Origin of the sequence: Ruegeria sediminis, assembly GCF_005938215.1 — a bacterium.
In the GTDB taxonomy this organism is placed as follows: domain Bacteria; phylum Pseudomonadota; class Alphaproteobacteria; order Rhodobacterales; family Rhodobacteraceae; genus Ruegeria; species Ruegeria sediminis.
This window is the reverse complement of the sequence record NZ_VCPD01000001.1, coordinates 784,067-803,446: the sequence shown is the minus strand read 5'-3', so window position 1 is coordinate 803,446 and position 19,380 is coordinate 784,067. Positions and strand designations below refer to the sequence as shown.

The 19,380-nt window shown below is 65.4% G+C and carries 24 protein-coding genes; 9 read left to right on the top strand and 15 right to left on the bottom strand.

What is annotated here, in order from left to right:
- Window positions 1-60 precede the first annotated feature (60 nt).
- Both FGK63_RS04135 and FGK63_RS04130 read left to right on the top strand, forming a co-directional pair.
- Complete coding sequence (locus tag FGK63_RS04135; RefSeq protein ID WP_138840317.1) at window positions 61-1,332, top strand: molybdenum cofactor synthesis domain-containing protein; 1,272 nt, start codon at window positions 61-63, stop codon at window positions 1,330-1,332.
- Between the two features lie 8 nt (window positions 1,333-1,340).
- Window positions 1,341-1,925, top strand: coding sequence for a GNAT family N-acetyltransferase (locus FGK63_RS04130; RefSeq protein WP_246043936.1), 585 nt, complete (start codon window positions 1,341-1,343; stop codon window positions 1,923-1,925).
- Window positions 1,926-1,933: 8 nt separating this feature from the next.
- Here FGK63_RS04130 and FGK63_RS04125 read toward each other — a convergent pair whose 3' ends face one another.
- The 3 genes from FGK63_RS04125 to FGK63_RS04115 form a co-directional block, all read right to left on the bottom strand.
- Window positions 1,934-2,938, bottom strand: a complete 1,005-nt coding sequence (locus FGK63_RS04125) for a hypothetical protein (RefSeq protein ID WP_138840316.1) — start codon at window positions 2,936-2,938, stop codon at window positions 1,934-1,936.
- Between the two features lie 13 nt (window positions 2,939-2,951).
- Entirely contained in the window at window positions 2,952-3,422 is a 471-nt protein-coding gene (greA, locus tag FGK63_RS04120) for a transcription elongation factor GreA (RefSeq protein WP_138840315.1), read from the bottom strand.
- Between the two features lie 134 nt (window positions 3,423-3,556).
- Window positions 3,557-3,937, bottom strand: coding sequence for a VOC family protein (locus tag FGK63_RS04115; protein WP_138840314.1), 381 nt, complete (start codon window positions 3,935-3,937; stop codon window positions 3,557-3,559).
- A gap of 87 nt (window positions 3,938-4,024) precedes the next feature.
- On the opposite strand from FGK63_RS04115, the gene soxR reads away from it, so the two are divergent.
- From soxR to FGK63_RS04095, 4 genes are all read left to right on the top strand, one after another.
- Window positions 4,025-4,480, top strand: coding sequence for a redox-sensitive transcriptional activator SoxR (gene soxR / locus FGK63_RS04110; RefSeq protein ID WP_138840313.1), 456 nt, complete (start codon window positions 4,025-4,027; stop codon window positions 4,478-4,480).
- Between the two features lie 136 nt (window positions 4,481-4,616).
- On the top strand, window positions 4,617-6,263 hold the full coding sequence (locus tag FGK63_RS04105; protein WP_138840312.1) for an electron transfer flavoprotein-ubiquinone oxidoreductase: 1,647 nt from the start codon (window positions 4,617-4,619) through the stop codon (window positions 6,261-6,263).
- 105 nt (window positions 6,264-6,368) lie between these two features.
- Window positions 6,369-8,084, top strand: coding sequence for a tetratricopeptide repeat protein (locus FGK63_RS04100; RefSeq protein WP_246043935.1), 1,716 nt, complete (start codon window positions 6,369-6,371; stop codon window positions 8,082-8,084).
- Window positions 8,077-8,895 (top strand): 4-(cytidine 5'-diphospho)-2-C-methyl-D-erythritol kinase, encoded by an 819-nt coding sequence (locus tag FGK63_RS04095; protein ID WP_138840310.1) that lies wholly within the window; start codon window positions 8,077-8,079, stop codon window positions 8,893-8,895. Before FGK63_RS04100 ends, FGK63_RS04095 begins: the two co-directional genes overlap by 8 nt.
- Here the strand turns inward: FGK63_RS04095 and FGK63_RS04090 are convergent.
- The gene (locus FGK63_RS04090) at window positions 8,888-9,886 is read right to left on the bottom strand and encodes a polyprenyl synthetase family protein (protein ID WP_138840309.1); all 999 of its coding nucleotides are present in this window, start codon (window positions 9,884-9,886) and stop codon (window positions 8,888-8,890) included. The genes FGK63_RS04095 and FGK63_RS04090 overlap by 8 nt on opposite strands.
- A gap of 56 nt (window positions 9,887-9,942) precedes the next feature.
- Between FGK63_RS04090 and FGK63_RS04085 the strand changes: the two genes are divergently transcribed.
- The 3 genes from FGK63_RS04085 to FGK63_RS04075 all read left to right on the top strand — a co-directional run bounded on the left by FGK63_RS04085 (window position 9,943) and on the right by FGK63_RS04075 (window position 11,208).
- A complete protein-coding gene (locus FGK63_RS04085; protein ID WP_138840308.1) occupies window positions 9,943-10,158 on the top strand; it encodes a putative signal transducing protein in 216 nt (71 codons plus the stop codon).
- A complete protein-coding gene (locus tag FGK63_RS04080) occupies window positions 10,155-10,949 on the top strand; it encodes a tRNA1(Val) (adenine(37)-N6)-methyltransferase (protein ID WP_138840307.1) in 795 nt (264 codons plus the stop codon). The genes FGK63_RS04085 and FGK63_RS04080 overlap by 4 nt, the downstream gene beginning before the upstream one ends.
- A 94-nt stretch (window positions 10,950-11,043) precedes the next feature.
- On the top strand, window positions 11,044-11,208 hold the full coding sequence (locus FGK63_RS04075; protein ID WP_138840306.1) for a YdcH family protein: 165 nt from the start codon (window positions 11,044-11,046) through the stop codon (window positions 11,206-11,208).
- On the opposite strand, the gene yddG is transcribed toward FGK63_RS04075, so the two are convergent.
- The 11 genes from yddG to FGK63_RS04020 all read right to left on the bottom strand — a co-directional run bounded on the left by yddG (window position 11,205) and on the right by FGK63_RS04020 (window position 19,353).
- On the bottom strand, window positions 11,205-12,071 hold the full coding sequence (gene yddG / locus FGK63_RS04070) for an aromatic amino acid exporter YddG (RefSeq protein WP_138840305.1): 867 nt from the start codon (window positions 12,069-12,071) through the stop codon (window positions 11,205-11,207). The two genes, FGK63_RS04075 and yddG, sit on opposite strands and share 4 nt — an antisense overlap.
- Window positions 12,068-13,015 (bottom strand): transcriptional regulator GcvA, encoded by a 948-nt coding sequence (locus FGK63_RS04065; RefSeq protein WP_138840304.1) that lies wholly within the window; start codon window positions 13,013-13,015, stop codon window positions 12,068-12,070. Before FGK63_RS04065 ends, yddG begins: the two co-directional genes overlap by 4 nt.
- 305 nt (window positions 13,016-13,320) lie before the next feature.
- A complete protein-coding gene (gene phbB, locus FGK63_RS04060; RefSeq protein WP_138840303.1) occupies window positions 13,321-14,043 on the bottom strand; it encodes an acetoacetyl-CoA reductase in 723 nt (240 codons plus the stop codon).
- A gap of 118 nt (window positions 14,044-14,161) precedes the next feature.
- Window positions 14,162-14,551 (bottom strand): hypothetical protein, encoded by a 390-nt coding sequence (locus tag FGK63_RS04055; protein ID WP_138840302.1) that lies wholly within the window; start codon window positions 14,549-14,551, stop codon window positions 14,162-14,164.
- A 4-nt stretch (window positions 14,552-14,555) separates the two neighbouring features.
- Window positions 14,556-15,731 (bottom strand): acetyl-CoA C-acetyltransferase, encoded by a 1,176-nt coding sequence (locus tag FGK63_RS04050; protein ID WP_138840301.1) that lies wholly within the window; start codon window positions 15,729-15,731, stop codon window positions 14,556-14,558.
- 193 nt (window positions 15,732-15,924) lie between these two features.
- Window positions 15,925-16,764, bottom strand: a complete 840-nt coding sequence (locus FGK63_RS04045; protein WP_138840300.1) for an EAL domain-containing protein — start codon at window positions 16,762-16,764, stop codon at window positions 15,925-15,927.
- A 109-nt stretch (window positions 16,765-16,873) separates the two neighbouring features.
- On the bottom strand, window positions 16,874-17,053 hold the full coding sequence (locus tag FGK63_RS04040; RefSeq protein WP_138840299.1) for a hypothetical protein: 180 nt from the start codon (window positions 17,051-17,053) through the stop codon (window positions 16,874-16,876).
- Window positions 17,054-17,152: 99 nt separating this feature from the next.
- Window positions 17,153-18,127, bottom strand: a complete 975-nt coding sequence (locus FGK63_RS04035) for a sterol desaturase family protein (RefSeq protein WP_138840298.1) — start codon at window positions 18,125-18,127, stop codon at window positions 17,153-17,155.
- A complete protein-coding gene (locus FGK63_RS04030) occupies window positions 18,124-18,510 on the bottom strand; it encodes a hypothetical protein (RefSeq protein WP_138840297.1) in 387 nt (128 codons plus the stop codon). Before FGK63_RS04030 ends, FGK63_RS04035 begins: the two co-directional genes overlap by 4 nt.
- Window positions 18,511-18,569: 59 nt before the next feature.
- Entirely contained in the window at window positions 18,570-18,899 is a 330-nt protein-coding gene (locus FGK63_RS04025; protein ID WP_138840296.1) for a hypothetical protein, read from the bottom strand.
- An 88-nt stretch (window positions 18,900-18,987) separates the two neighbouring features.
- Window positions 18,988-19,353: a dihydrodipicolinate reductase gene (locus FGK63_RS04020; RefSeq protein WP_138840295.1), complete on the bottom strand. Its 366-nt coding sequence runs from the start codon at window positions 19,351-19,353 to the stop codon at window positions 18,988-18,990.
- Window positions 19,354-19,380 lie beyond the last annotated feature (27 nt).

The window sequence follows — 19,380 nt, the reverse complement described above, 5'->3', positions numbered from 1 at the left end:
GACGTCCGAGGAAGTGGCAAGACGGCGCACGTCGCCACACAGGAGGGTTGGATATTGGGTGTGAACCAGAACAGGCCGGACATCGCGCCGCCGCCTCTCAAGAACGACTGTTTCGCCCTGCCTGCCGGGGTGTACTGGACCCCGGTCGACGAGGCGCTGTCGCTGCTGCGCCAGCGTTTGCGCCCGGTCACCGGGATCGAAACCCTGCCTCTGTCGCAGGGGCTTGGGAGGGTGCTGGCGCAGGACGCGACGGCCAGGCGTTCAAACCCGCCGCTGCCCAATACTGCGGTGGATGGCTACGGATTCGCCGGCGGGTTCCCCGAAGGCGCCCATGTCCTGCCCCTGGCGGACGGGCGCGCGGCGGCGGGGATACCTTACGAAGGCGTGGTTCCCGCAGGGCAGGCGCTGCGGGTTCTGACCGGCGCGGCCCTGCCCGACGGGGTCGATACGGTCATCCTGGAAGAGGACGTGACCCTGAGCGGCGGGCATATCGCCTTTCGCGGCCCCCTGAAACGCGGGGCGAACACCCGCAAGGCGGGCGAGGACGTGGTGGCGGGCGATACGGTTCTGCCCGCCGGGCGCAGGCTGACCCCCGCGGACCTGGCGCTGCTGTCCGCCGTGGGGCTGGCCGAACTGCAGGTGCGCTCGCCCCTGCGCGTTGCCGTCCTGTCAACCGGCGACGAACTGGTCGAGCCGGGGCAGGAGGCCGGGCCGGGACAGATCTACGATGCCAACCGTCCGATGCTCCTGGCGATGGCGGAGCGGTTCGGTTTCCAAGCCGTGGACATGGGGCGGGTCGCCGACGACCGCGGCGCGCTTAAGGCGCGGCTGGACGAGGCCGCGGACAGGGCGGACGTGATCCTGACCAGCGGCGGCGCGTCGGCGGGGGACGAGGATCACGTCTCGGCCCTGCTGCGCGAGGCCGGCGCCATGCAGGAGTGGCGCATCGCGCTGAAGCCGGGGCGTCCTCTGGCGCTGGGCGTCTGGAACGGGACGCCGGTATTCGGCCTGCCGGGAAATCCCGTGGCGGCGATGGTCTGCACCCTGGTCTTCGCGCGCCCGGCCATGGGCCTGCTGGCCGGGGAAGGGTGGAGCGATCCGCAGGGCTTCGACCTGCCCGCCGCCTTCGAGAAACGCAAGAAACCGGGCCGGCGCGAATTCTTGCGCGGACGCGTGCGCGACGGCAGGGTCGAGGTGTTCCGCTCGGAAGGTTCGGGTCGGATCAGCGGCCTGAGCTGGGCCGAGGGCCTTGTCGAGATCGGCGACGATGCCCGCCACATCCGTCCCGGCGACCCGGTGCGCTTCATCCCTTATGCGAGTTTCGGCCTTTGAGTGTTTCCGTGTCGCGCGGGTTCACCGAGGCCGAGCGCAGTCAGGCGGCGCTCCTGTTCTGGCAGGCCTTCTCGGCCAAGCTGGGCAAGGTCATGGGCCCCGAAGAGCGTGCGCTTGCCTTCCTGGACGCGGTGCTGGACCCCGACTTCGCGCTTGTGGCGCGCAACGAAGCCGGGAGGATGCTGGGAATGGCCGGTTTCAAGACCGCACAGGGCGGGTTGACCGGCGGCGGCATGGCGGATCTTGCAAGGGTCTATGGCTGGGTCGGCGGCTTGTGGCGCGGGCTGGCCCTGTCGGTGCTGGAACGGCAGGTTCAGGCGGGCGTGTTCCAGATGGATGGGATATTCGTCGCCGCCGAGGCGCGGGGGCGCGGCGTCGGCACGGCGCTTCTGGATGCGGTAAAGGCCGAGGCGACGGCAACCGGAATGCGCGAGGTGCAACTGGACGTGATCGACACGAACCCGCGGGCCCGCGCCCTTTATGAAAGGCAGGGGTTCAGTCCGGTCGGGCAGACGGACACCGGCCCGTTCCGCCGCGTTTTCGGCTTTTCCTCGGCCACACGGATGAGTTGGCCCGTCGAACCCGCCGGCTGAACCCGCCCTCAGTCGAAGGTGCCCGCGACCCGGCCCAGCAGCATGAAGGCCCGCGCGGTGCGCGTCTCGCCCAGCGCGGACAGTTCGGCGTCGCTGGCTTCGCGTTCGAACTCGACGATCATCTGATCGAAACGCCGCAGGAAATGATGCGCCGCGTCCCGGAAGATATGATCCTGTTTCATCCGCCCCGAGGTCAGCGCCAGCGACGAGCGGTCGCGAACGCCGCCCAGTGCGGCCACGGCCCGGCCCCGCGCGCCCTGCGCGAATTGCCGCCAGACTTCGGGCCGCGCCATGTCGGGCTTCAGATCGTCCATGTAGATGCCGTCCTGGCTCAGCAGCGTCAGAACGTCCTGCGCGGCCTGGATGACCTGCGCCGCCTTGCGGTCCTTGAGCGCCCGGCGCAGCGCGGCAAAGCCTTCGGCATCCTCGGCGGTTTCGGGGAAATTCAGGGCGCGGATGAAATCGCCGTTCGTCAGCGGCGGCGACAGGGCCTCGGCCGGGGTGCCCAGCGCCAGCGAGGCCTGGCCTGCGCTGGTCTGGTTCTTGCCATGCGAGAACTTCATCGGGCGCGCGATGTCCTGACGCGAGGTCGAAAACGTGGCCAGGGCGGATTCCGTCTTTTTCGCGGCTTCCACGATCTGATCCAGCTTCTTCGCGACCGAGGGTTCCTGCGAACCCCCGCTTCGCTGCTGCTTGACATAGGCGTTGCGGATCGCGTCGATCGCGGTCTGCAGACGGCGGCTTTCCTCGCGCATGATGCGGCTGGTGCGCATTGCGGTGGCGGCCACCCAGATCATCGCCACCGGCATGAACACCGCCAGCATGGTCACGATGAGCCCGCTTGACCCGCCGTCCTGCGGCAGCACCAGGAACACGACGGAAAAGACCAGCCAGACAAGGCTCAGGACGATTGCGACGATTTCTATTCCCGTGATCGCCGCCCATTCCGGGCGGTCGAAGATGCCCAGAGATGTCGGACGGTCCGACTTGCGATCTGGCTTTTGCCCCGACATGAAGGACGCCCCGTCAGGAGTACTGGATACTCAGGATTTCATAGGACCGCAGGCCGCCGGGCGTGCGAACCTCGACGCTGTCGCCTTCGTCCTTGCCGATCAGCGCGCGCGCGATCGGCGATTTGATGTTGAGAAGACCGGCCTCGATATTGGCCTCGTGCTCGCCCACGATCTGCCAGGTCTTTTCCTCGTCCGTGTCCTCGTCCACCAGCGTCACCCGCGCGCCGAACTTGATCGCGCCGGACAGCTTGCGGGGGTCGATCACGTCGGCCAGCGACAGCACGCCCTCCAGCTCCTTGATGCGGCCCTCGATGAAGGACTGCTTTTCACGGGCCGAGTGGTATTCGGCATTCTCCGACAGATCGCCATGCTCGCGCGCTTCGGAAATGGCGCTGATGATGGCGGGCCGCTCTTCGGTCTTGAGTTTCTTCAACTCGGCCTCAAGCGCGGCGAAGCCCGAAGGCGTCATAGGAATTTTTTCCATGTGTCTTTGTCCACGCATAAATTGCGTCGCCCCGCCGCGCGATGCGTCGGGGCGACAAATTGGTTCAAGGACCAACTGAACCAAATGAGGGGCAAAATGCAAGGGCGAGAAAGGCCGCGGTTGCGGATTACGGCCTAGTCGTAGGCCACGACCTCGAATTCGATGCCGTTGTCGTCGTCGAAATAGAACCGGCGCCCGGGCTCGTAATCGGCGTGGTTGTGGGGCTTGAACCCGGCGGCGCGCACCTTCGCCTCGGTCGCGTCCAGGTCATCGACCAGCACGCCCACGTGATTCAGGCCGCCCACGGTGTCATAGCTGCTTTCCCCGGCCGGCCTCGGGTTTTCCGGCGCGTAGAGCGCAAGGTAGGTATGGGTGCTGCCGACATGCACGGTATAGCCGCCGGCAATTGCCGCCCCTTCCCAGCGGGTCTTCCAGCCGAAAACGTCGCGCATCCAGGCTGCGGTCGCCTTCGGGTCGCGGACGGTGAAGTTGGTGTGTTCGAGCGTTGCGGTCATGGGATCTCCTTCCGTCTTTCAGGCTTGTCCCGACTCACACTAATTTCTAAACCTAACTTTAGGTCAAGGATCAATCTCGAGGCGACGATGGCGATATCCGAGGGGCTTTCCATAGGCGCGCTGGCCAAGCGTACCGGGTTGGCGGTATCCGCGATCCGCTACTACGAGGCGCAGGGCCTGATCTCGCCCTGGCGCAATCCCGGAGGGCAGCGTCGCTATCTGCGTGCCGACATCCGCAGGCTGAGCTTCGTGATGATCGCCCAGCAATTCGGATTGTCGCTGCCGGAAATCCGCGACGTTCTGGCAGGTCTGCCCGGCAACCGGACGCCGACGCCGCAGGACTGGAAGCGGATCAGCAAGGGATTGCGCGCACATCTGGACCAGCGAATCGACACCCTGACGCGGCTGCGCGACAATCTGGACGGCTGCATCGGTTGCGGGTGCCTCAGCCTGCCGAAATGCGCGCTTTACAACCCCGACGACCGCGCCAAATCCAAGGGAAGCGGGCCGCGATACCTGATGGGTGACGCGCCCGACGACTGATATGCCGCATTGCGGCGGTTTTACGCCGTGTTTTGATTGACCCGGCACTTTCACACCGGTTAATCAGCCTCGAAACAAAATTGCGCCCACCATGCGTTGAGAGCGCCAATTCGGAAAGTTAGCTAGGGAGCCCGCGATGGCCGAAATTGAACGCGAAGCGATGGAATATGACGTGGTGATCGTGGGCGCAGGACCCGCGGGCCTGTCGGCGGCCATCCGTCTGAAACAGCTCGACGCCGATCTGAACGTCGTGGTTCTGGAAAAAGGCTCCGAGGTCGGCGCGCACATCCTGTCGGGCGCGGTTCTGGATCCCTGCGGCCTCGACGCGCTGATCCCCGACTGGAAGGAAAAGGGCGCGCCGCTGAACACCCCGGTGACCGAGGACAACTTCTACATGCTGGGCGAGGCGGGCAAGATCCGCATCCCCAACTTCCCGATGCCGCCGCTGATGAACAACCACGGCAACTACATCGTGTCGATGGGCAATGTCTGCCGCTGGATGGCCGAGCAGGCCGAGGGCTTGGGCGTCGAGATATTCCCGGGCATGGCCTGTTCCGAACTGGTCTACGGCGAAAACGGCGAGGTCAAGGGCGTGGTGGCCGGCGAGTTCGGCAAGAACCCCGACGGCACGCCGGGCCCGGGCTACGAGCCGGGCATGGAACTGCACGGCAAGTACGTCTTCATCTCGGAAGGCGTGCGCGGCTCGCTGGCGAAAGAGATCATCGCCAAATACGACCTGTCCGACGGCAAGGAGCCGCAGAAATACGGCATCGGCATGAAGGAAATCTGGGAGATCGACCCGGCCAAGCACAAGCAGGGCACCGTCACCCACACGATGGGCTGGCCCCTGGGCGGCAACGCCGGCGGCGGCTCTTTCATCTATCACCTTGAGAACAATCAGGTTTACGTCGGTTTCGTGGTGCACCTGAACTACAAGAACCCGTATCTCTACCCCTACATGGAATTCCAGCGGTTCAAGCATCACCCGATGGTCGCCGATCTGCTCAAGGGCGGCAAGCGCGTGGCCTACGGCGCGCGGGCGATCACCGAAGGCGGCTGGCAGTCGCTGCCCAAGCTGGTGGCGCCGGGCGTGGCGCTGCTGGGTTGCTCGGCAGGCATGGTCAACGTGCCGCGCATCAAGGGCAACCACAACGCGATGCTGTCCGGCAAGGCGGCGGCCGAAGCCGCCTACGATGCCATCAAGGCCGAGCGGTCGGGCGACGAACTGACCGCCTACGAGACCGAGGTGCGCGAAGGCCCGATCGGCAAGGACCTCAAGAAGGTGCGCAACGTCAAGCCGATGTGGTCCAAGTGGGGCATGATCCCGTCCCTGATGCTCGGCGGGCTCGACATGTGGACCAACACGATGGGCTTCTCGCTGTTCGGCACCCTCGGACACGGCAAGAACGATGCCCTGTCGACCGAAGAGGCCGGCAAGCACCAGCCGATCGACTATCCGAAACCGGACGGAACCCTGTCTTTCGACCGCCTGACCAACGTGTCCTTCGCGATGACCAACCACGAGGAAAGCCAGCCTTGCCATCTGCGGCTGACCGATCCCGACATCCCGGTCAAGGTCAACCTGCCGAAATTCGCGGAACCGGCGCAGCGGTACTGCCCGGCGGGCGTCTACGAGATCGTCGAGGACGAGGGCGAGCAGCGGTTCGTCATCAACTTCCAGAACTGCGTCCACTGCAAGACCTGCGACATCAAGGACCCCAGCCAGAACATCACCTGGACCACGCCGCAAGGCGGAGACGGGCCGAACTACCCGAACATGTGAGCAGAAAACCGGGCAATGGCAGAGCTGTTACCGCTCTGCCATTGCCTCTTGGTCACCGACGGCCTAGCTTGTCCTCCGGGTAAGAATGAAGAAGGCAGGATTTCGGTGTTTCCCTTGGTTCGTCACGCGGCGATTGCCGCCATAGCAGCCGTTCTCGCGCTGCCGGCGCCGCTTGCGGCGGAATCCGGTTCCGGCGCCTATCTCGCCGCGCGGCGGGCCGCGTCCGAAAGCGACTATGCCTCGGCTGCGCACTACTTTTCCAAGGCTCTGGCGCAGGACCCGGGCAACGCGACGCTGCTGGAGAACGTGGTGCTGGCGCAATTGTCGCTGGGCGAGCTGCAGCGGGCCTATCCCGTCGCGCAGGAGATGGAGGCCAAGGGCCTGCGCAGCCAGGTCGCCCATATGGTGATCGCGGCGAATCTGATTTCCGAAGGCAAGTTCGAGGAACTGCTGGCGCGCGATCCGGAAACGCAGGGTATCGGCCCGCTGGTGGACGGGCTGATCATCGCCTGGGCGCATATGGGCAGCGGCGCGGTCTCGAAGGCGCTGGACCAGTTCGACAAGGTGGCCAAGGAAAACGGCCTGCGGGACTTTGCTCGCTATCACAAGGCGATGGCGCTGGCGTCGGTCGGCGATTATGAGGGCGCCGAGGCGATCTTCGCCGCTGATGACGGCCGGGTCGCGCGGATCTCGCGCCGGGCGGTGCTAGCCCGGGCCGAAGTGCTGTCGCAACTCGACCGCAACGGGCAGGCGCTGGAAACGCTGACGCAGGTGTTCGGCACGCGCTCGGACCCGGCTGTGAAAAGCGTGGCCGACAGGCTCGAATCCGGTGAGAAGCTGCCCTTCACCCATGTCCGGTCGGCCGCCGACGGAATGGCCGAAGTATTCTTCACGGTCGGCGCGGCGCTGAACGAAGAGGCCGCGAACGACTATGTCCTGATCTACGCGCGCACGGCAAGCTTCCTGCGCCCCGACCACATCGATTCCCTGCTGCTCAGCGCGGAGTTGCTGGACGAGCTTGGCCAGTACGAACTGTCGGTCGCGACCTACAGGATGGTGCCGGCGACCAGCCCGGATTACCACGCCGCCGAACTGGGGCGCGCCGAGGCGCTGCGCCGCGCGGCCAAGCCCGACGCCGCGATCGAGGTGCTGGAAAAGCTGGCGCAGGACCATCCCACCCTGCCCGTCGTGCACAGTTCGCTGGGCGACCTTCTGCGGCAGCAGGAAAAATATGCCGAAGCCGTGCGCGCCTATGACCTTGCGCTGGAACATACCGAGGAAGGGTCCGGAGGTCAGTGGTTCCTGCATTACGCGCGCGGCATCTGCCACGAACGGCTGAAGCAATGGGACAAGGCCGAGGCGGATTTCCGCGCCGCGCTGAAGCTGAACCCGGACCAGCCGCAGGTGCTGAACTATCTCGGCTATTCGCTGGTCGAAAGGCGGGAAAAGCTGGACGAGGCGCTGGACATGATCCAGCGCGCGGTCAAGGCGCAGCCCGACAGCGGTTATATCGTTGACAGTCTCGGCTGGGTCCTGTTCCGGCTGGGCCGCTATGACGAAGCCGTCGGGCACATGGAGCGCGCCGTCGAACTGATGCCGGTCGATCCGGTGGTCAACGATCACCTGGGCGACGTCTACTGGGCCGTGGGCCGCGCCCGCGAGGCCGAGTTCCAGTGGAAGCGGGCGCTTTCCTTCATCGACCCCGAAGACACGGACGGCGAAGCCGATCCCGAGCGGATCCGCCGCAAGCTCGAGATCGGGCTCGACGCGGTTCTGGCGGACGAAGGGGCGGACCCCCTGAAGGTCGCCAACGATGGTTGAGGGCTTCGCCCCCGCCAAGATCAACCTCACCCTGCATGTGACCGGCCAGCGCGAGGACGGCTATCACCTGCTCGATTCCCTGGTCGTCTTTGCCGATGTCGGGGACCGCCTGGAATTCGCTCCCGGGCCGGAATTGTCGCTGGCCGTCACCGGAGAACACGCCGAGGGCGTTCCGGCGGACAGTCGCAACCTGGTCTGGAAGGCGGCGAAGGCGCTCGGCTGGACAGGTCAAATCCGACTGAACAAGGTTCTGCCACATGGCGCCGGTATCGGTGGCGGCTCTTCGGACGCCGCCGCGACGCTGCGGGCGCTGTCCGCGCAGGGCATCGCCATCCCCGCGACGCTTCCCCTGTCCCTGGGGGCCGACGTCCCTGTGTGCCTGCAGGCGCGGGCGGCCAGGATGCGGGGGATCGGAGAAAAGATCGCACCGGTCGCGTTGCCGTCCTTGCCCGCGCTGCTGGTCAATCCCCGCGTGCCGGTGCCAACCGGCCCGGTCTTCAAGGCGCTGGCATCGCGCGAAAACCCCCCGATGCCCGGCGAAATTCCCGAACTCGAAACGCCCGCGGATTGCGCCGAGTGGCTGCGTGACCAGCGCAACGATCTGGAGCCCTCCGCGATCGGCGTTTCGCGCGAGATCGAGCATGTCCTCGGTGAATTGGGACGGACCACGCGCGCCCTGCTGGCACGCATGTCAGGTTCGGGGTCAACCTGTTTCGCGCTGTATCCGTCGATGAAGGCCGCACATTTGGCCGCTTACGAAATCGCCGCGGCGTATCCGGACTGGTGGTGCCGCGCGACGCAGCTCAATTGAGCCGCGACACCACATAATCGGCCAGATCGCGCAGCAGCGTTCGGATCTCGTGATCCGGCAGCACGTCCAGCGCGCCCTTGGCCTTGGCCGCCCAGCGATTGGCGTCGGCGCGGGTCGCATCCAGCGTGCCGTATTTCTGCATCAGCGCCAGCGCGTGATCCAGGTCGCCGTCCTGCTGGCGGCCTTTCTCGATGGTGCGCTCCCAGAAAGTGCGCTCATCGGCCGTCGCCTGCGCCACCGCTTTGATCACCGGCAGGGTCAGCTTGCGCTCGCGGAAATCGTCGCCCACGTTCTTGCCGGTGGCCTTGCTGTCGCCCTGATAGTCCAGAAGATCGTCCGCGATCTGAAAGGCGATCCCCAGCGCATCGCCATAGTCGAACAACGCCCTGACCTGCTCGTCCGAGGCGCCGGCGATCACGCCGCCAACTTCGGTCGCCGCGGAAAACAGGGCCGCGGTCTTGCCGCGCACGACCTGCAGATAGACCGCTTCATCCGTGCGCAAGTCGGTCGCCGCGGTCATCTGCAGCACTTCGCCCTCGGCAATCGTGGCCGAGGCGTTGGCAAGAATGTCGAGAACCCGCAGTGAGCCGGTCTCGACCATCAGCTGGAAGCTGCGCGAAAACAGGTAGTCGCCCACCAGCACGCTCGATTTGTTGTCCCACAGCAGGTTGGCGGTGGGGCGCCCGCGCCTTTGTCCGCTTTCGTCCACCACATCGTCATGCAGCAGGGTGGCGGTGTGGATGAATTCGACCGTCGCGGCCAGGCGGATGTGATGGTCGCCGGAATAGCCGAACAGCCGCGCCGCCGCCAGCGTCAGCATCGGGCGCAAACGCTTGCCGCCCGCCTCGACCAGATGCGCGGTCACCTCGGGAATGCGGGGCGCATGTTTCGAAGCCATGCGCACGCGGATCACCTCGTTCACGGCTTCCATTTCACCGCTGAGGATTGCAGCAAGGCGTTCATGCGGTTTCGAAATCGCGTTGATGTTCATCACACTCCTGCTACAAGGCTCGACTTGCGCCCCGCCTTGCCCTTAGATCCATCCCCATGAAAGAACTTCTGCGCAGCACCGATCCGACCGTCATGGCCTTTGCATCCGCTCTTCTTGAAGGCGAGGATATAGACTGCTTTGAGATGGACGTAAATATGAGCATCCTCGAAGGCGGCATCGGGATCTTTCCCCGCCGGCTGATGGTGCGCGCGGATGATTTCGATCGCGCCATGCGTGTGATGCGCGACAACGAGATTCCGCTGGGCCGATGAGCGGGTTCGCCGACAGCGACCTGACCCGCAACGACTTTCTGGGCGGACGCATCCGGCTGTGGCAGCCCCGGAACGGCTATCGCGCGGGCGTTGACCCGGTGTTCCTGGCCGCTTCGGTGCCTGCCGCTTCGGGTCAGTCCGTGCTGGAACTGGGATGCGGCGCGGGGGCGGCGATCCTGTGCCTGGCCGCGCGCGTGCCGGGGCTGGCCCTCACCGGGATCGAATTGCAGCCCGCCTATGCCGATCTGGCCCGCCGCAACGCCGCCGGAAACGGCCAGGACCTCGAGGTGATCGAGGGCGACATATCGGCGCTGCCGTCCGGCATGAAGCAGCGCCAGTTCGATCACGTCATCGCCAATCCGCCCTATTACCGCGCCGGCGCGCACAGCCCGGCCACCGACACGGGGCGCAGCATCGCGCTGGGCGAACGGACGCCCCTGCCTGTCTGGATCGAGGTTGCGGCCCGGCGCCTTGCGCCGAAGGGGTACCTGCACATGATCCAGCGCATCGAACGCCTGCCGGACATGCTGGCGGCCTGTTCAGGGCGGCTCGGCTCGGTCGAGGTTCTGCCTCTGGCGGCGCGCACCGGCCGCGCGCCGGACCTGCTGATCCTGCGGGCCCGCAAGGGCGGACGCGCCGGTTTTCGCCTTCATTTTCCCCTGATTCTGCACACGGGCGACCGGCATCTGCGGGACGAGGACCACTACCGACCCGAGATTGCCGCCGTTCACCGCGATGCGGAGGCTCTGCCCTGGCCCGGAACCGGATCGGCAGCGATCAGCCGAAAATGAAGAATTTGTGTCGGAATCTGCGCGATGCGGCGTGACAGGCGCAGGGCGATATGCTCAAATCCGGGTGTAACGTTCCAAGAGAAGGAGGATCGCCATGAGCGTGAGCGCACATCTGACCGAACTGAAGAAGAAGCACGCAAACCTCAGTCTCGAAGTAGAAGAAGCCCAGCGCTCGCCAGGCATCGACGATCTCCACATAGCTCAGCTGAAAAAGCAGAAACTGCGGCTGAAGGAAGAGATCGAACGGCTTTCCAACTAAGGCTTGAAGCTGGCGCGTGCCGCGATCGCGGCACCGCCGGTGATCAGCAGGGCCGCAATCGCCAGCGTCCAGGACGGAGCGGCGATCCCGGCCAGCACAAGCACCAGGGTAGACAGCAACGGCGCCGCGTAGGAGCTTGTGCCGAGGATCTGAATGTCGCCCCGCTTGACCCCCACATCCCAAACGTAGAACGCCAGGCCCACCGGCCCCAGGCCCAGCGCAATGGTTGAAAGCCAGCCGATGGCGCCAGCGGGCCAGACGGTCTCTTCCACCGCGAAATGCAGCCCCCATGACGCGACGGCCGTCGCGACGCAGAAAACGGCGACGGAACTGGTGGGGGTGTTGCCCAGCCTGCGCGAAAGAACCGAATAGCTTGACCAGGTCAGGGCGCAGAGCAGCGCCAGCGCATAGCCGGGAAGGTACTGCGCCTGAAAGCCGGCGCTGCCGCCGCCGGTGATGATCAGCGCGGCACCGGCGAAGCCCAGGCACGCCCCGAACAGGTGCCCGGCGCGCAGGGCTTCGCCGGGCAGCAGGCCCGAGAACAGGACGATCAGCAGCGGCCAAAGATACGCGATCAGCCCAGCCTCGGCGGCCGGGGCCATGCGCAGCGCCGAGAAATAGAGCGCGTGATAGCCGAACAGCCCCAGCGTGCCGAACAGGTAGACCGTCCAGCGCACGTGCCGCAACTGCCCCAACCCGCCGGAGCGGGCGGTCCAGATCAGCCCTAGCGCGCCGCCGATGCTGAAGCAGATCGCATTGAGCAACAGCGGCGGTGTCGGCGCGGAGCCGACCGTGAACAAGGCCAGCAAGGCCCAAAGCAGAACGGCGACAAAGCCGACGGCGGTGGCGCGGGTTCGGGTCATGCGGGGGGAATATCCTCGACGGGGATGATGGTGAACTCGTCCGAGATATGCGCGGTTTTTTCGATCTCGGCAAGGAACCAGTCGCGGAAGGCGGCGATCTGCGGCCGCGTCTCGGCGCCCGGCAGGCAGAGAAAGCGGAACCGGGCGCTGGTTTCGATGGCGATCTTGAAAGGCGCGACCAGCCGGCCCTCCAGCAGGTCCTTGATGATCATCGGCCGCCGGCCCAGCGTGACGCCCACGCCTGCAACGGCGGCGTCCACCGCATGATCCGCATGCGAGAAATGCGCCCCGTGGGTCGGGACAAAGTCGATCCCCACCGCCCGGAACCACGCGGGCCAGTCACAGGCCGGGCGCAGGAAGCCAAGGGAATCGTCATGGACGAGCGGCGCGTCCTTCAAGCTTTCCGGCGTCGGAAACTCCCTGGCGAGGTCCGGAGTCATGACCGGCGTCATCCATTCCTTGCGGACGGGCACCGAATACAGGCCGTCATCCGGCCCATAACCGAAGCGTATGGCTACATCCACGTCGTCACGCTCCAGGTCCATCATGCGCAGCGTGGCCGAGAATCTCAGGTCGATCTCGGGATGGGCCCGGGCGAAATCGTAAAGGCGCGGCGCAAGCCATTTCGCGGTCAGCGCCGGGCCCGCGGTCACCGTAAGGGTCGTCGTGTCTTGCAGCCGGCGCGTCGCGGCCCAGGCGGATTGCAGGGTGGCGAACCCTTCGGACGCGCCCGGCGCCAGCGTCCGCCCCGCCTCGGTCAGTTCGACGGCCCGGTTGAGGCGGCGGAACAGGGGCTGGCCCAGATGTTCTTCCAGCGACTTGATCTGAAAGGACAGCGCCGCGGGCGTGACGTTCAATTCTTCGGCGGCCCGGGCGAAGGACATGTGGCGGGCGGCGGCGTCAAAGGCGCGCAGGGCGGTCAGAGGGGGCAGGCGGTCACTCATTTTGGGTAAGAAATTCTGAACTGAACCTTGGAAAACTCTCGTTTGTCTCGTGTTGAATCAAATGCCATGTTGGAAGCAAGTCAAGCCCACCTGATGTGAAAAGGATGACTGGAATGATCGAGATGACGACCAATCCCGCAGCCCGCCGCGCCTTTCGGCGCGCCCATGAGGAACGGGGCAGAGCGATCAAGCTGGCTCTGAGCTGGCTGTTCGGTTCCCGCTGAACGCAGCGCGCGCGTTCTTACGGGATTCAAGAAGGGCCGGTCCCGAGGGGCCGGCCCGATGTTTTTCAGGCGGCTGCCCGATCAGGCGAAGAACTGCGCGCCGTTGGCCGAAATCGTCGAGCCGTTGATGAACTGCGAGTCGTCCGACGCCAGGAACACGACGCAGCGCGCGATCTCTTCCGGTTCGCCCAGGCGCCCGGCCGGAATCTGGCCGATGATGGCCTCGCGCACCTTCTCCGGAACCGCCATCACCATTTCGGTGGCGATGTAGCCGGGGCAGATGGCGTTGGCAGTGATGCCCGCGCGCGCGCCTTCCTGCGCCAGCGACTTGACGATGCCCAGATCGCCCGCCTTGGTCGCGGCATAGTTCACCTGCGCGAACTGACCCTTCTGACCGTTGATCGAGCTGATGACGATCACCCGGCCGAACTTGCGCTCGCGCATGCCGGGCCAGACCGGATGCACGGTGTTGAACACGCCGGTCAGGTTGGTGTCGATCACCTGGTGCCACATCTCGGGCGTCATCTTGTGGAACGGCGCGTCGCGGGTGATGCCCGCGTTGGCGACGACGACGTCGATCGGGCCGACCTCGGCTTCGACCTTTTCGATCCCCGCCTTCGATTCGTCGTAGTCGGCGACGTTCCATTTATAGGTCTTGATACCGGTCTCTTCGGTGAATTTCGCCGCAGCTTCGTCGTTGCCAGCATAGGTGGCGGCGACATTGTACCCTTCGGCCTTGAGCGCCTTGGAAATTGCTGCGCCGATGCCGCGGGAACCGCCGGTGACGAGTGCTGTACGTGCCATTAAGGAATCCTCCGATTTTGAATGGGCTTAGTAATGCTGTTACTGTTTTGCGAGTGATTGCGCAATATTGTTGCGCAGGAAAATCGCCGCAGCGCGGCGGGCTGAGAAGGCAATGTCGTCAGGGCAGAGCAAGACCACGGTTCTTCCCCAACGCACGGCAGTAGTCGATCCAGTCCTTGTTCTCGTTCAGCAGGATGAGGCTGCTGAAGCGCCCTTCCCATTTCTCGGCCAGTCGGTCCTGTTCGGACTGGATGTGGCCGTAGGGTTCCGATGTGCCCTCGCGCCCGGCTTGTTCGCGGGCTTCGACAAGGAACAGCGAGGCGCTGACCAGGGCCGCGTTGACCGTGTCCTCGTCCTTTCCACGACGTGCGCCCAGATCGGCCAGTTCGGTGAAGATCACGCTGCATTCGGTCAGGCTGGTAGAGATCGGCTGCCGGTTTTGCGCCTGCGCGGCCCCTGCAACACAGATTGCAAGGGCCACCGTGAACTGGCGCCGAACGGCCGGCATCAGGTCAGTCGCGTTCCACGCACAGGGCGACGCCCATGCCGCCGCCGATGCAGAGCGTCGCGAGGCCCTTCTTGGCGTCGCGGCGCTTCATTTCGAACAGAAGCGTGTTCAGGACGCGGCAGCCCGAAGCGCCGATCGGGTGACCGATGGCGATGGCGCCGCCGTTGACGTTCACGATCGACGGATCCCAGCCCATGTCCTTGTTCACCGCGCAGGCCTGCGCCGCGAAGGCTTCGTTGGCTTCGATCAGATCCAGGTCATCGACCGACCAGCCGGCCTTTTCCAGCGCCTTGCGCGACGCGTAGATCGGGCCGACGCCCATGATCGACGGGTCAAGCCCGGCGGTCGCGTAAGAGGCGATGCGGGCCAGCGGCTCGATCCCGCGCTTCTCGGCGTTCTCGGCCGACATCAGCAGGGTCGCCGCGGCGCCGTCGTTGAGGCCCGAGGCGTTGGCGGCGGTCACCGAGCCGTCCTTGGTGAAGGCGGGGCGCAGTTTCGCCATGGCTTCCATGGTCGCGCCGTGTCGGATGTATTCGTCGCTGTCCATCACGATGTCGCCCTTGCGGGTCTTGATGGTGAAGGGGACGATCTCGTCCTTGAACTTGCCGGCCTTTTGCGCGGCTTCGGCCTTGTTCTGCGACGCGACCGCGAATTCATCCTGCATGTCGCGGCTGATCTGCCACTTCTCGGCCACGTTCTCGGCGGTCTGGCCCATGTGGTAGCCGTTGAAGGCGTCCCACAGGCCGTCGCGGATCATGGTGTCGATATATTTCATGTCGCCCATCTTGTGACCGGCGCGCAGGGCGGCGGCATGGGGCGAAAGGGTCATGTTCTCCTGGCCGCCGGCGCAGACGATCGCGGCGTCGCCCAGCTGGATGTGCTGGGCGCCCAGCGCCACGGCGCGCAGCCCCGAGCCGCAGACCTGGTTGATGCCCCAGGCGGCGCTTTCCTGCGGCAGACCGGCGTTGATATGCGCCTGGCGGGCGGGGTTCTGCCCCTGGGCCGCGGTCAGGACCTGGCCCATGATGGTTTCGCTGACTTCGCCCTTTTCGACGCCGGCGCGTTCCACGACAGCCTCGAGAACGGCGGCGCCCAGGTCATGCGCGGGGGTGTTCGCAAAAGAGCCGCCGAAACTTCCGACACCGGTCCGCGCGGCGGATGCGATTACTACGTTGGTCATATGGTCATTCCTTTACCGTCATAGTCCTTCGGGAAATCGACGGCGCAGATCGAGGAGTTTCTTCCCGACCTGCAGAGCGTCTCGCCATCCCCCGCTCCTATACCCACTGCCATAAACTAATGCTGCACTTGCAGCAACGGACAGCTTGTCTCATCAGGGGGATTGGCGGCGTTTTCCGCTCATGGATGTCCGGCTAAGCACTGGCGGACTCCTGTTTATTTTGGATCCACGGGGCATGGATCGACGGCGCGCCGAACAGATAGCCCTGCAGGCAGTCGACTCCGCTGGCGGCAAGAAACTCCGCATCCTGCGGGTCCTCCACCGATTCGGCGGTGACCAGGATGTCGAACTCGCGCGCCACCGCCACCAGGGCGCGGATCAGGGACTGGTTGTCGGGATCGCCGCTGACGCCCTGCACGAACTGGCCATCGATCTTGGCGGCATCGAACAGGAAATCCCGGAAATGGCGAAAGCTGAAACTGCTGGAGCCGTAATCGTCCAGCGCAAAGGCGATCCCGCGCGGCTGCAGGCGGTCCATGAACTCGATGACGAGTTCCGGAACCAGCATGGCGGACCGTTCGGTGATTTCCAGGATCAGCCGCTCGCCCAGCTTCGGATCCTGCTTCAGATACCGCTCGAGCACCTGCAGCCAGCGCGGATAACCGATCGAACGGGCGGACATGTTGATCGACAGGCGAATGCCGGGGGCGCGGGTCAGGGCCCGCAATCCGATGTCGAGGGCGATGCAATCAAGCTCTCTTCCGATCTCGGTCTCCTCGACCCGTGGCATGAAATCGCGGGCCGGGATCACCCGTCCAGTTTCGTCGAGAACGCGGATGAAGCCTTCGTAGAACGCTACGTCATGCGGAGCGCGCGCCTGCAAGACCGGTTGATAGGCCAGCAGGCACTGCCTGTGCCTGACCGCCTCGGTCGCCATCTGCACGGCCGAGCGGTCGCGCGAGGATACCGCCGCGGTCAGGGGGCTGTCCGACCCTTCCGGCGCGTCGGCCAGCTTTCTTGTCCGTCTGTTCATGTCGCGCCCCGAGTCGCCTGCGAATGCCTCTTGGCGACACTGTGGCGGGCGCGGGTAAACCGCGGGTTAAACGTCGAACTTGAGGAAACGGGCGAAAGACCGCGCGCGCCTATCCGGCGAGGCTGCGGGCCAGCACCGATCCGACGACCGAGCCGATGGCCCCCAGGAACATCATCGCGTAGCCGACGGCGATCAATGCGGTCGGAAACGCCGCGACCAGGGCGACCGTCATGGACATGACCAGGCCCAGAAGGCCGGTTGCTAGGCTGACGGTCGTGATGCGGCTCATGTCGGGCTCCGGCGCGGACGCTGCAAAAGGTATCCGTCCCATATGTGCCGAAAGCGCGGATTTTCAAGGCGGGACCCGGGCGGCCGGGTCACGAAGGCGTCACAGGGTCTGCTCTTCCGCCGGCCGTGCGGATGGGCGGTCCGGCTGCCCGAAACCGGCGGTCCCGCGCAGTTCGGGGTGGCGGGCAAGGTGCCTGGCCTTGATCTGCCCCGAGGTGTCGCGGCTGCCGTCATGGCTGTAGCCGGGAGGGCCGAAGGCGTAGCCCAGCCGCTGGCGCAGCGTCAGCCCCGGCCGCAGGACATCGCGGAAGATCGCCACCCATTCGTGGAATGCGACCCGCAGCGGGTTGAAGGTGCCGATATTGTGCACCAGCCCGTAATCGACGGGCTCGTCCTCCTGCTCAGGGACGAAGGTGCCGAACAGCTTGTCCCAGACGATGAAAACCCCGGCATAGTTGCAGTCCAGGTAACGGGCGTTGCGACCGTGATGCACCCGGTGGTGGCTGGGCGTGTTCATCACCGCCTCGAACCAGCGCGGCATCCGGCCGATCGCCTCGGTGTGGATCCAGAACTGGTAGATCAGGTTCAGCCCGCCGCAGAACAGCACCATCGCCGGATGGAAGCCCAGCAGGATCAGCGGCGCCCGCACCACCATCATGAAGGTGAAGGTATAGGTCCAGGTCTGGCGCAGCGCCGTTGTCAGGTTGTAATGCTGCGAACTGTGGTGGTTGACGTGGCTGGCCCAGACCCAGCGGATGCGGTGGCCGAACCGGTGCACCCAGTAATAGCGCAGGTCGTCCAGCACGAAGCACAGCGCCACCACCCAGACCGACGTGCCAAGGTCCAGCGGCGTCAGCGCCCATAGCCACATGAAGAACGCCCAGGCGACGAAGCCCAGCAGGATCCCCGAGGCGACGTTGCCCGCCCCCATGATCAGCGAGGTCACCGCGTCGCGGGTCTCGTACCGCCCGCCGCGGCCCTTGATCGCGATCCATGCGAATTCGGCCAGGATCGCGGCAATGAAAAAGGGGATCGCCCATTGGACGACGTCGGGATAGGTGATCTGGTCGCTCATGCGGGCTCCATCAGGTGCCGCCAGTGCCGGCGCTCGGTCTCGTCGAGGCGGACGAGCACGCGCGGAGCGCCGAAGTCATGGAAAAAGATCTCCAGCCCCTTCGGATGATCGAGCCAGTCGAAATCCATCAGGTGCCGCGCCACCGTGTCGGCGCCAAGGGCCCACAGCAGGCCCGGCCCGGTCTCGGTCCGCATCAGCGCCGCGTGGCCGTCATGCGCAAGCGTCACGTCGACGATCATGTCGTCCGGGAAATGGCGCCGCCACTCCTCGCGCGCGATTTCGGGCGTGAGCACGCGCTGGTTGGACCGGCCGGACAGATGCAACAACAGCGCGATCCCGGCGATGCCGCCGATGACCAGCGCCAGCATGACTTCGAGTGGCATGGGCTCCTCCTCGCGACAGCCTGCAAAGGCTTCGCCCGGCTGTCAAAGGTCGCGTCGCGTCAGCCCGTCTTCGCCTCGTCCGGCACCAGGTGCTGCACCACACGCTCGACAAAGGGAACCAGGCCTTCGGGCCCCGACTCCCGGTCCTTGAGGTGAATGCAGATGTCCGGACGTCGCGCGGCGATCACGCGGACCAGCGCGCCCCGCACGTTGTCGTCCAGCCCCGCCCCCATGACCGCACAGGCGATGCGGGGCTCGGCTTCCAGCTGGCGCTCCACCTCGGCCTGGTTGTGCGCGCCCAGCCATTCGATGGGCAGATGGTCCAACTGCCGTGCGACGTCGCCGATCACGTTGGGCAGCCGACCGATCAGCAGAACCACAGGTTTCATGGCTTGCTCCTTTCCGACTCAGGATCCTGATCCCGACCTGACAACTCAGGTCGGGACAATCATAGCACATTGTTCGCCAAGCGCGTGGTTACTCGATGGTAAGGGCGACGCTCACCTTGCCCTTGCCCTTGTCGCGGATGAACCGAACGGAGTTCCCGTCAACCTCGACAAGCTGGCAGTTGGTGCCAAGCTCCCTGCCGCCGATCACGCCGTTCCTGCACCAATACTTGCCGCTCCATTTCCACGAGCCTACGTATTTGTTGCCGTTGAATTCGCCGCTCTGCGAGCCGTCGGCCTTGATGATGGTCCAGTCCCCATTGGCGCCGACCAGCTTGCGATCGACGATCTGCTGCTGGAACTGGGATTCCTTCTTGACCTGTTTGAACTCGGCCAAAGCGGCGGACCCGGCGACCGCAGCCGTCAGTGACAGCAGAACAAGCAATTTGGGTTTCATGGCAGTCCCCCCTAAATTCAATTGACA

Bases quoted from the DNA above. Each gene is read 5' to 3' on its own strand.
- greA (WP_138840315.1), bottom strand. From the start codon at position 3,422: ATGGAAAAAATTCCTATGACGCCTTCGGGCTTCGCCGCGCTTGAGGCC.
- soxR (WP_138840313.1), top strand. From the start codon at position 4,025: ATGGCGATATCCGAGGGGCTTTCCATAGGCGCGCTGGCCAAGCGTACC.
- FGK63_RS04075 (WP_138840306.1), top strand. From the start codon at position 11,044: ATGAGCGTGAGCGCACATCTGACCGAACTGAAGAAGAAGCACGCAAAC.
- FGK63_RS04025 (WP_138840296.1), bottom strand. From the start codon at position 18,899: ATGAAACCTGTGGTTCTGCTGATCGGTCGGCTGCCCAACGTGATCGGC.
- FGK63_RS04085 (WP_138840308.1), top strand. From the start codon at position 9,943: ATGAAAGAACTTCTGCGCAGCACCGATCCGACCGTCATGGCCTTTGCA.
- FGK63_RS04045 (WP_138840300.1), bottom strand. From the start codon at position 16,764: ATGAACAGACGGACAAGAAAGCTGGCCGACGCGCCGGAAGGGTCGGAC.
- FGK63_RS04105 (WP_138840312.1), top strand. From the start codon at position 4,617: ATGGCCGAAATTGAACGCGAAGCGATGGAATATGACGTGGTGATCGTG.
- FGK63_RS04030 (WP_138840297.1), bottom strand. From the start codon at position 18,510: ATGCCACTCGAAGTCATGCTGGCGCTGGTCATCGGCGGCATCGCCGGG.
- FGK63_RS04090 (WP_138840309.1), bottom strand. From the start codon at position 9,886: ATGAACATCAACGCGATTTCGAAACCGCATGAACGCCTTGCTGCAATC.
- FGK63_RS04080 (WP_138840307.1), top strand. From the start codon at position 10,155: ATGAGCGGGTTCGCCGACAGCGACCTGACCCGCAACGACTTTCTGGGC.
- FGK63_RS04095 (WP_138840310.1), top strand. From the start codon at position 8,077: ATGGTTGAGGGCTTCGCCCCCGCCAAGATCAACCTCACCCTGCATGTG.
- FGK63_RS04035 (WP_138840298.1), bottom strand. From the start codon at position 18,127: ATGAGCGACCAGATCACCTATCCCGACGTCGTCCAATGGGCGATCCCC.
- FGK63_RS04020 (WP_138840295.1), bottom strand. From the start codon at position 19,353: ATGAAACCCAAATTGCTTGTTCTGCTGTCACTGACGGCTGCGGTCGCC.
- FGK63_RS04055 (WP_138840302.1), bottom strand. From the start codon at position 14,551: ATGCCGGCCGTTCGGCGCCAGTTCACGGTGGCCCTTGCAATCTGTGTT.
- FGK63_RS04065 (WP_138840304.1), bottom strand. From the start codon at position 13,015: ATGAGTGACCGCCTGCCCCCTCTGACCGCCCTGCGCGCCTTTGACGCC.
- FGK63_RS04040 (WP_138840299.1), bottom strand. From the start codon at position 17,053: ATGAGCCGCATCACGACCGTCAGCCTAGCAACCGGCCTTCTGGGCCTG.
- yddG (WP_138840305.1), bottom strand. From the start codon at position 12,071: ATGACCCGAACCCGCGCCACCGCCGTCGGCTTTGTCGCCGTTCTGCTT.
- FGK63_RS04050 (WP_138840301.1), bottom strand. From the start codon at position 15,731: ATGACCAACGTAGTAATCGCATCCGCCGCGCGGACCGGTGTCGGAAGT.
- FGK63_RS04115 (WP_138840314.1), bottom strand. From the start codon at position 3,937: ATGACCGCAACGCTCGAACACACCAACTTCACCGTCCGCGACCCGAAG.
- FGK63_RS04125 (WP_138840316.1), bottom strand. From the start codon at position 2,938: ATGTCGGGGCAAAAGCCAGATCGCAAGTCGGACCGTCCGACATCTCTG.
- phbB (WP_138840303.1), bottom strand. From the start codon at position 14,043: ATGGCACGTACAGCACTCGTCACCGGCGGTTCCCGCGGCATCGGCGCA.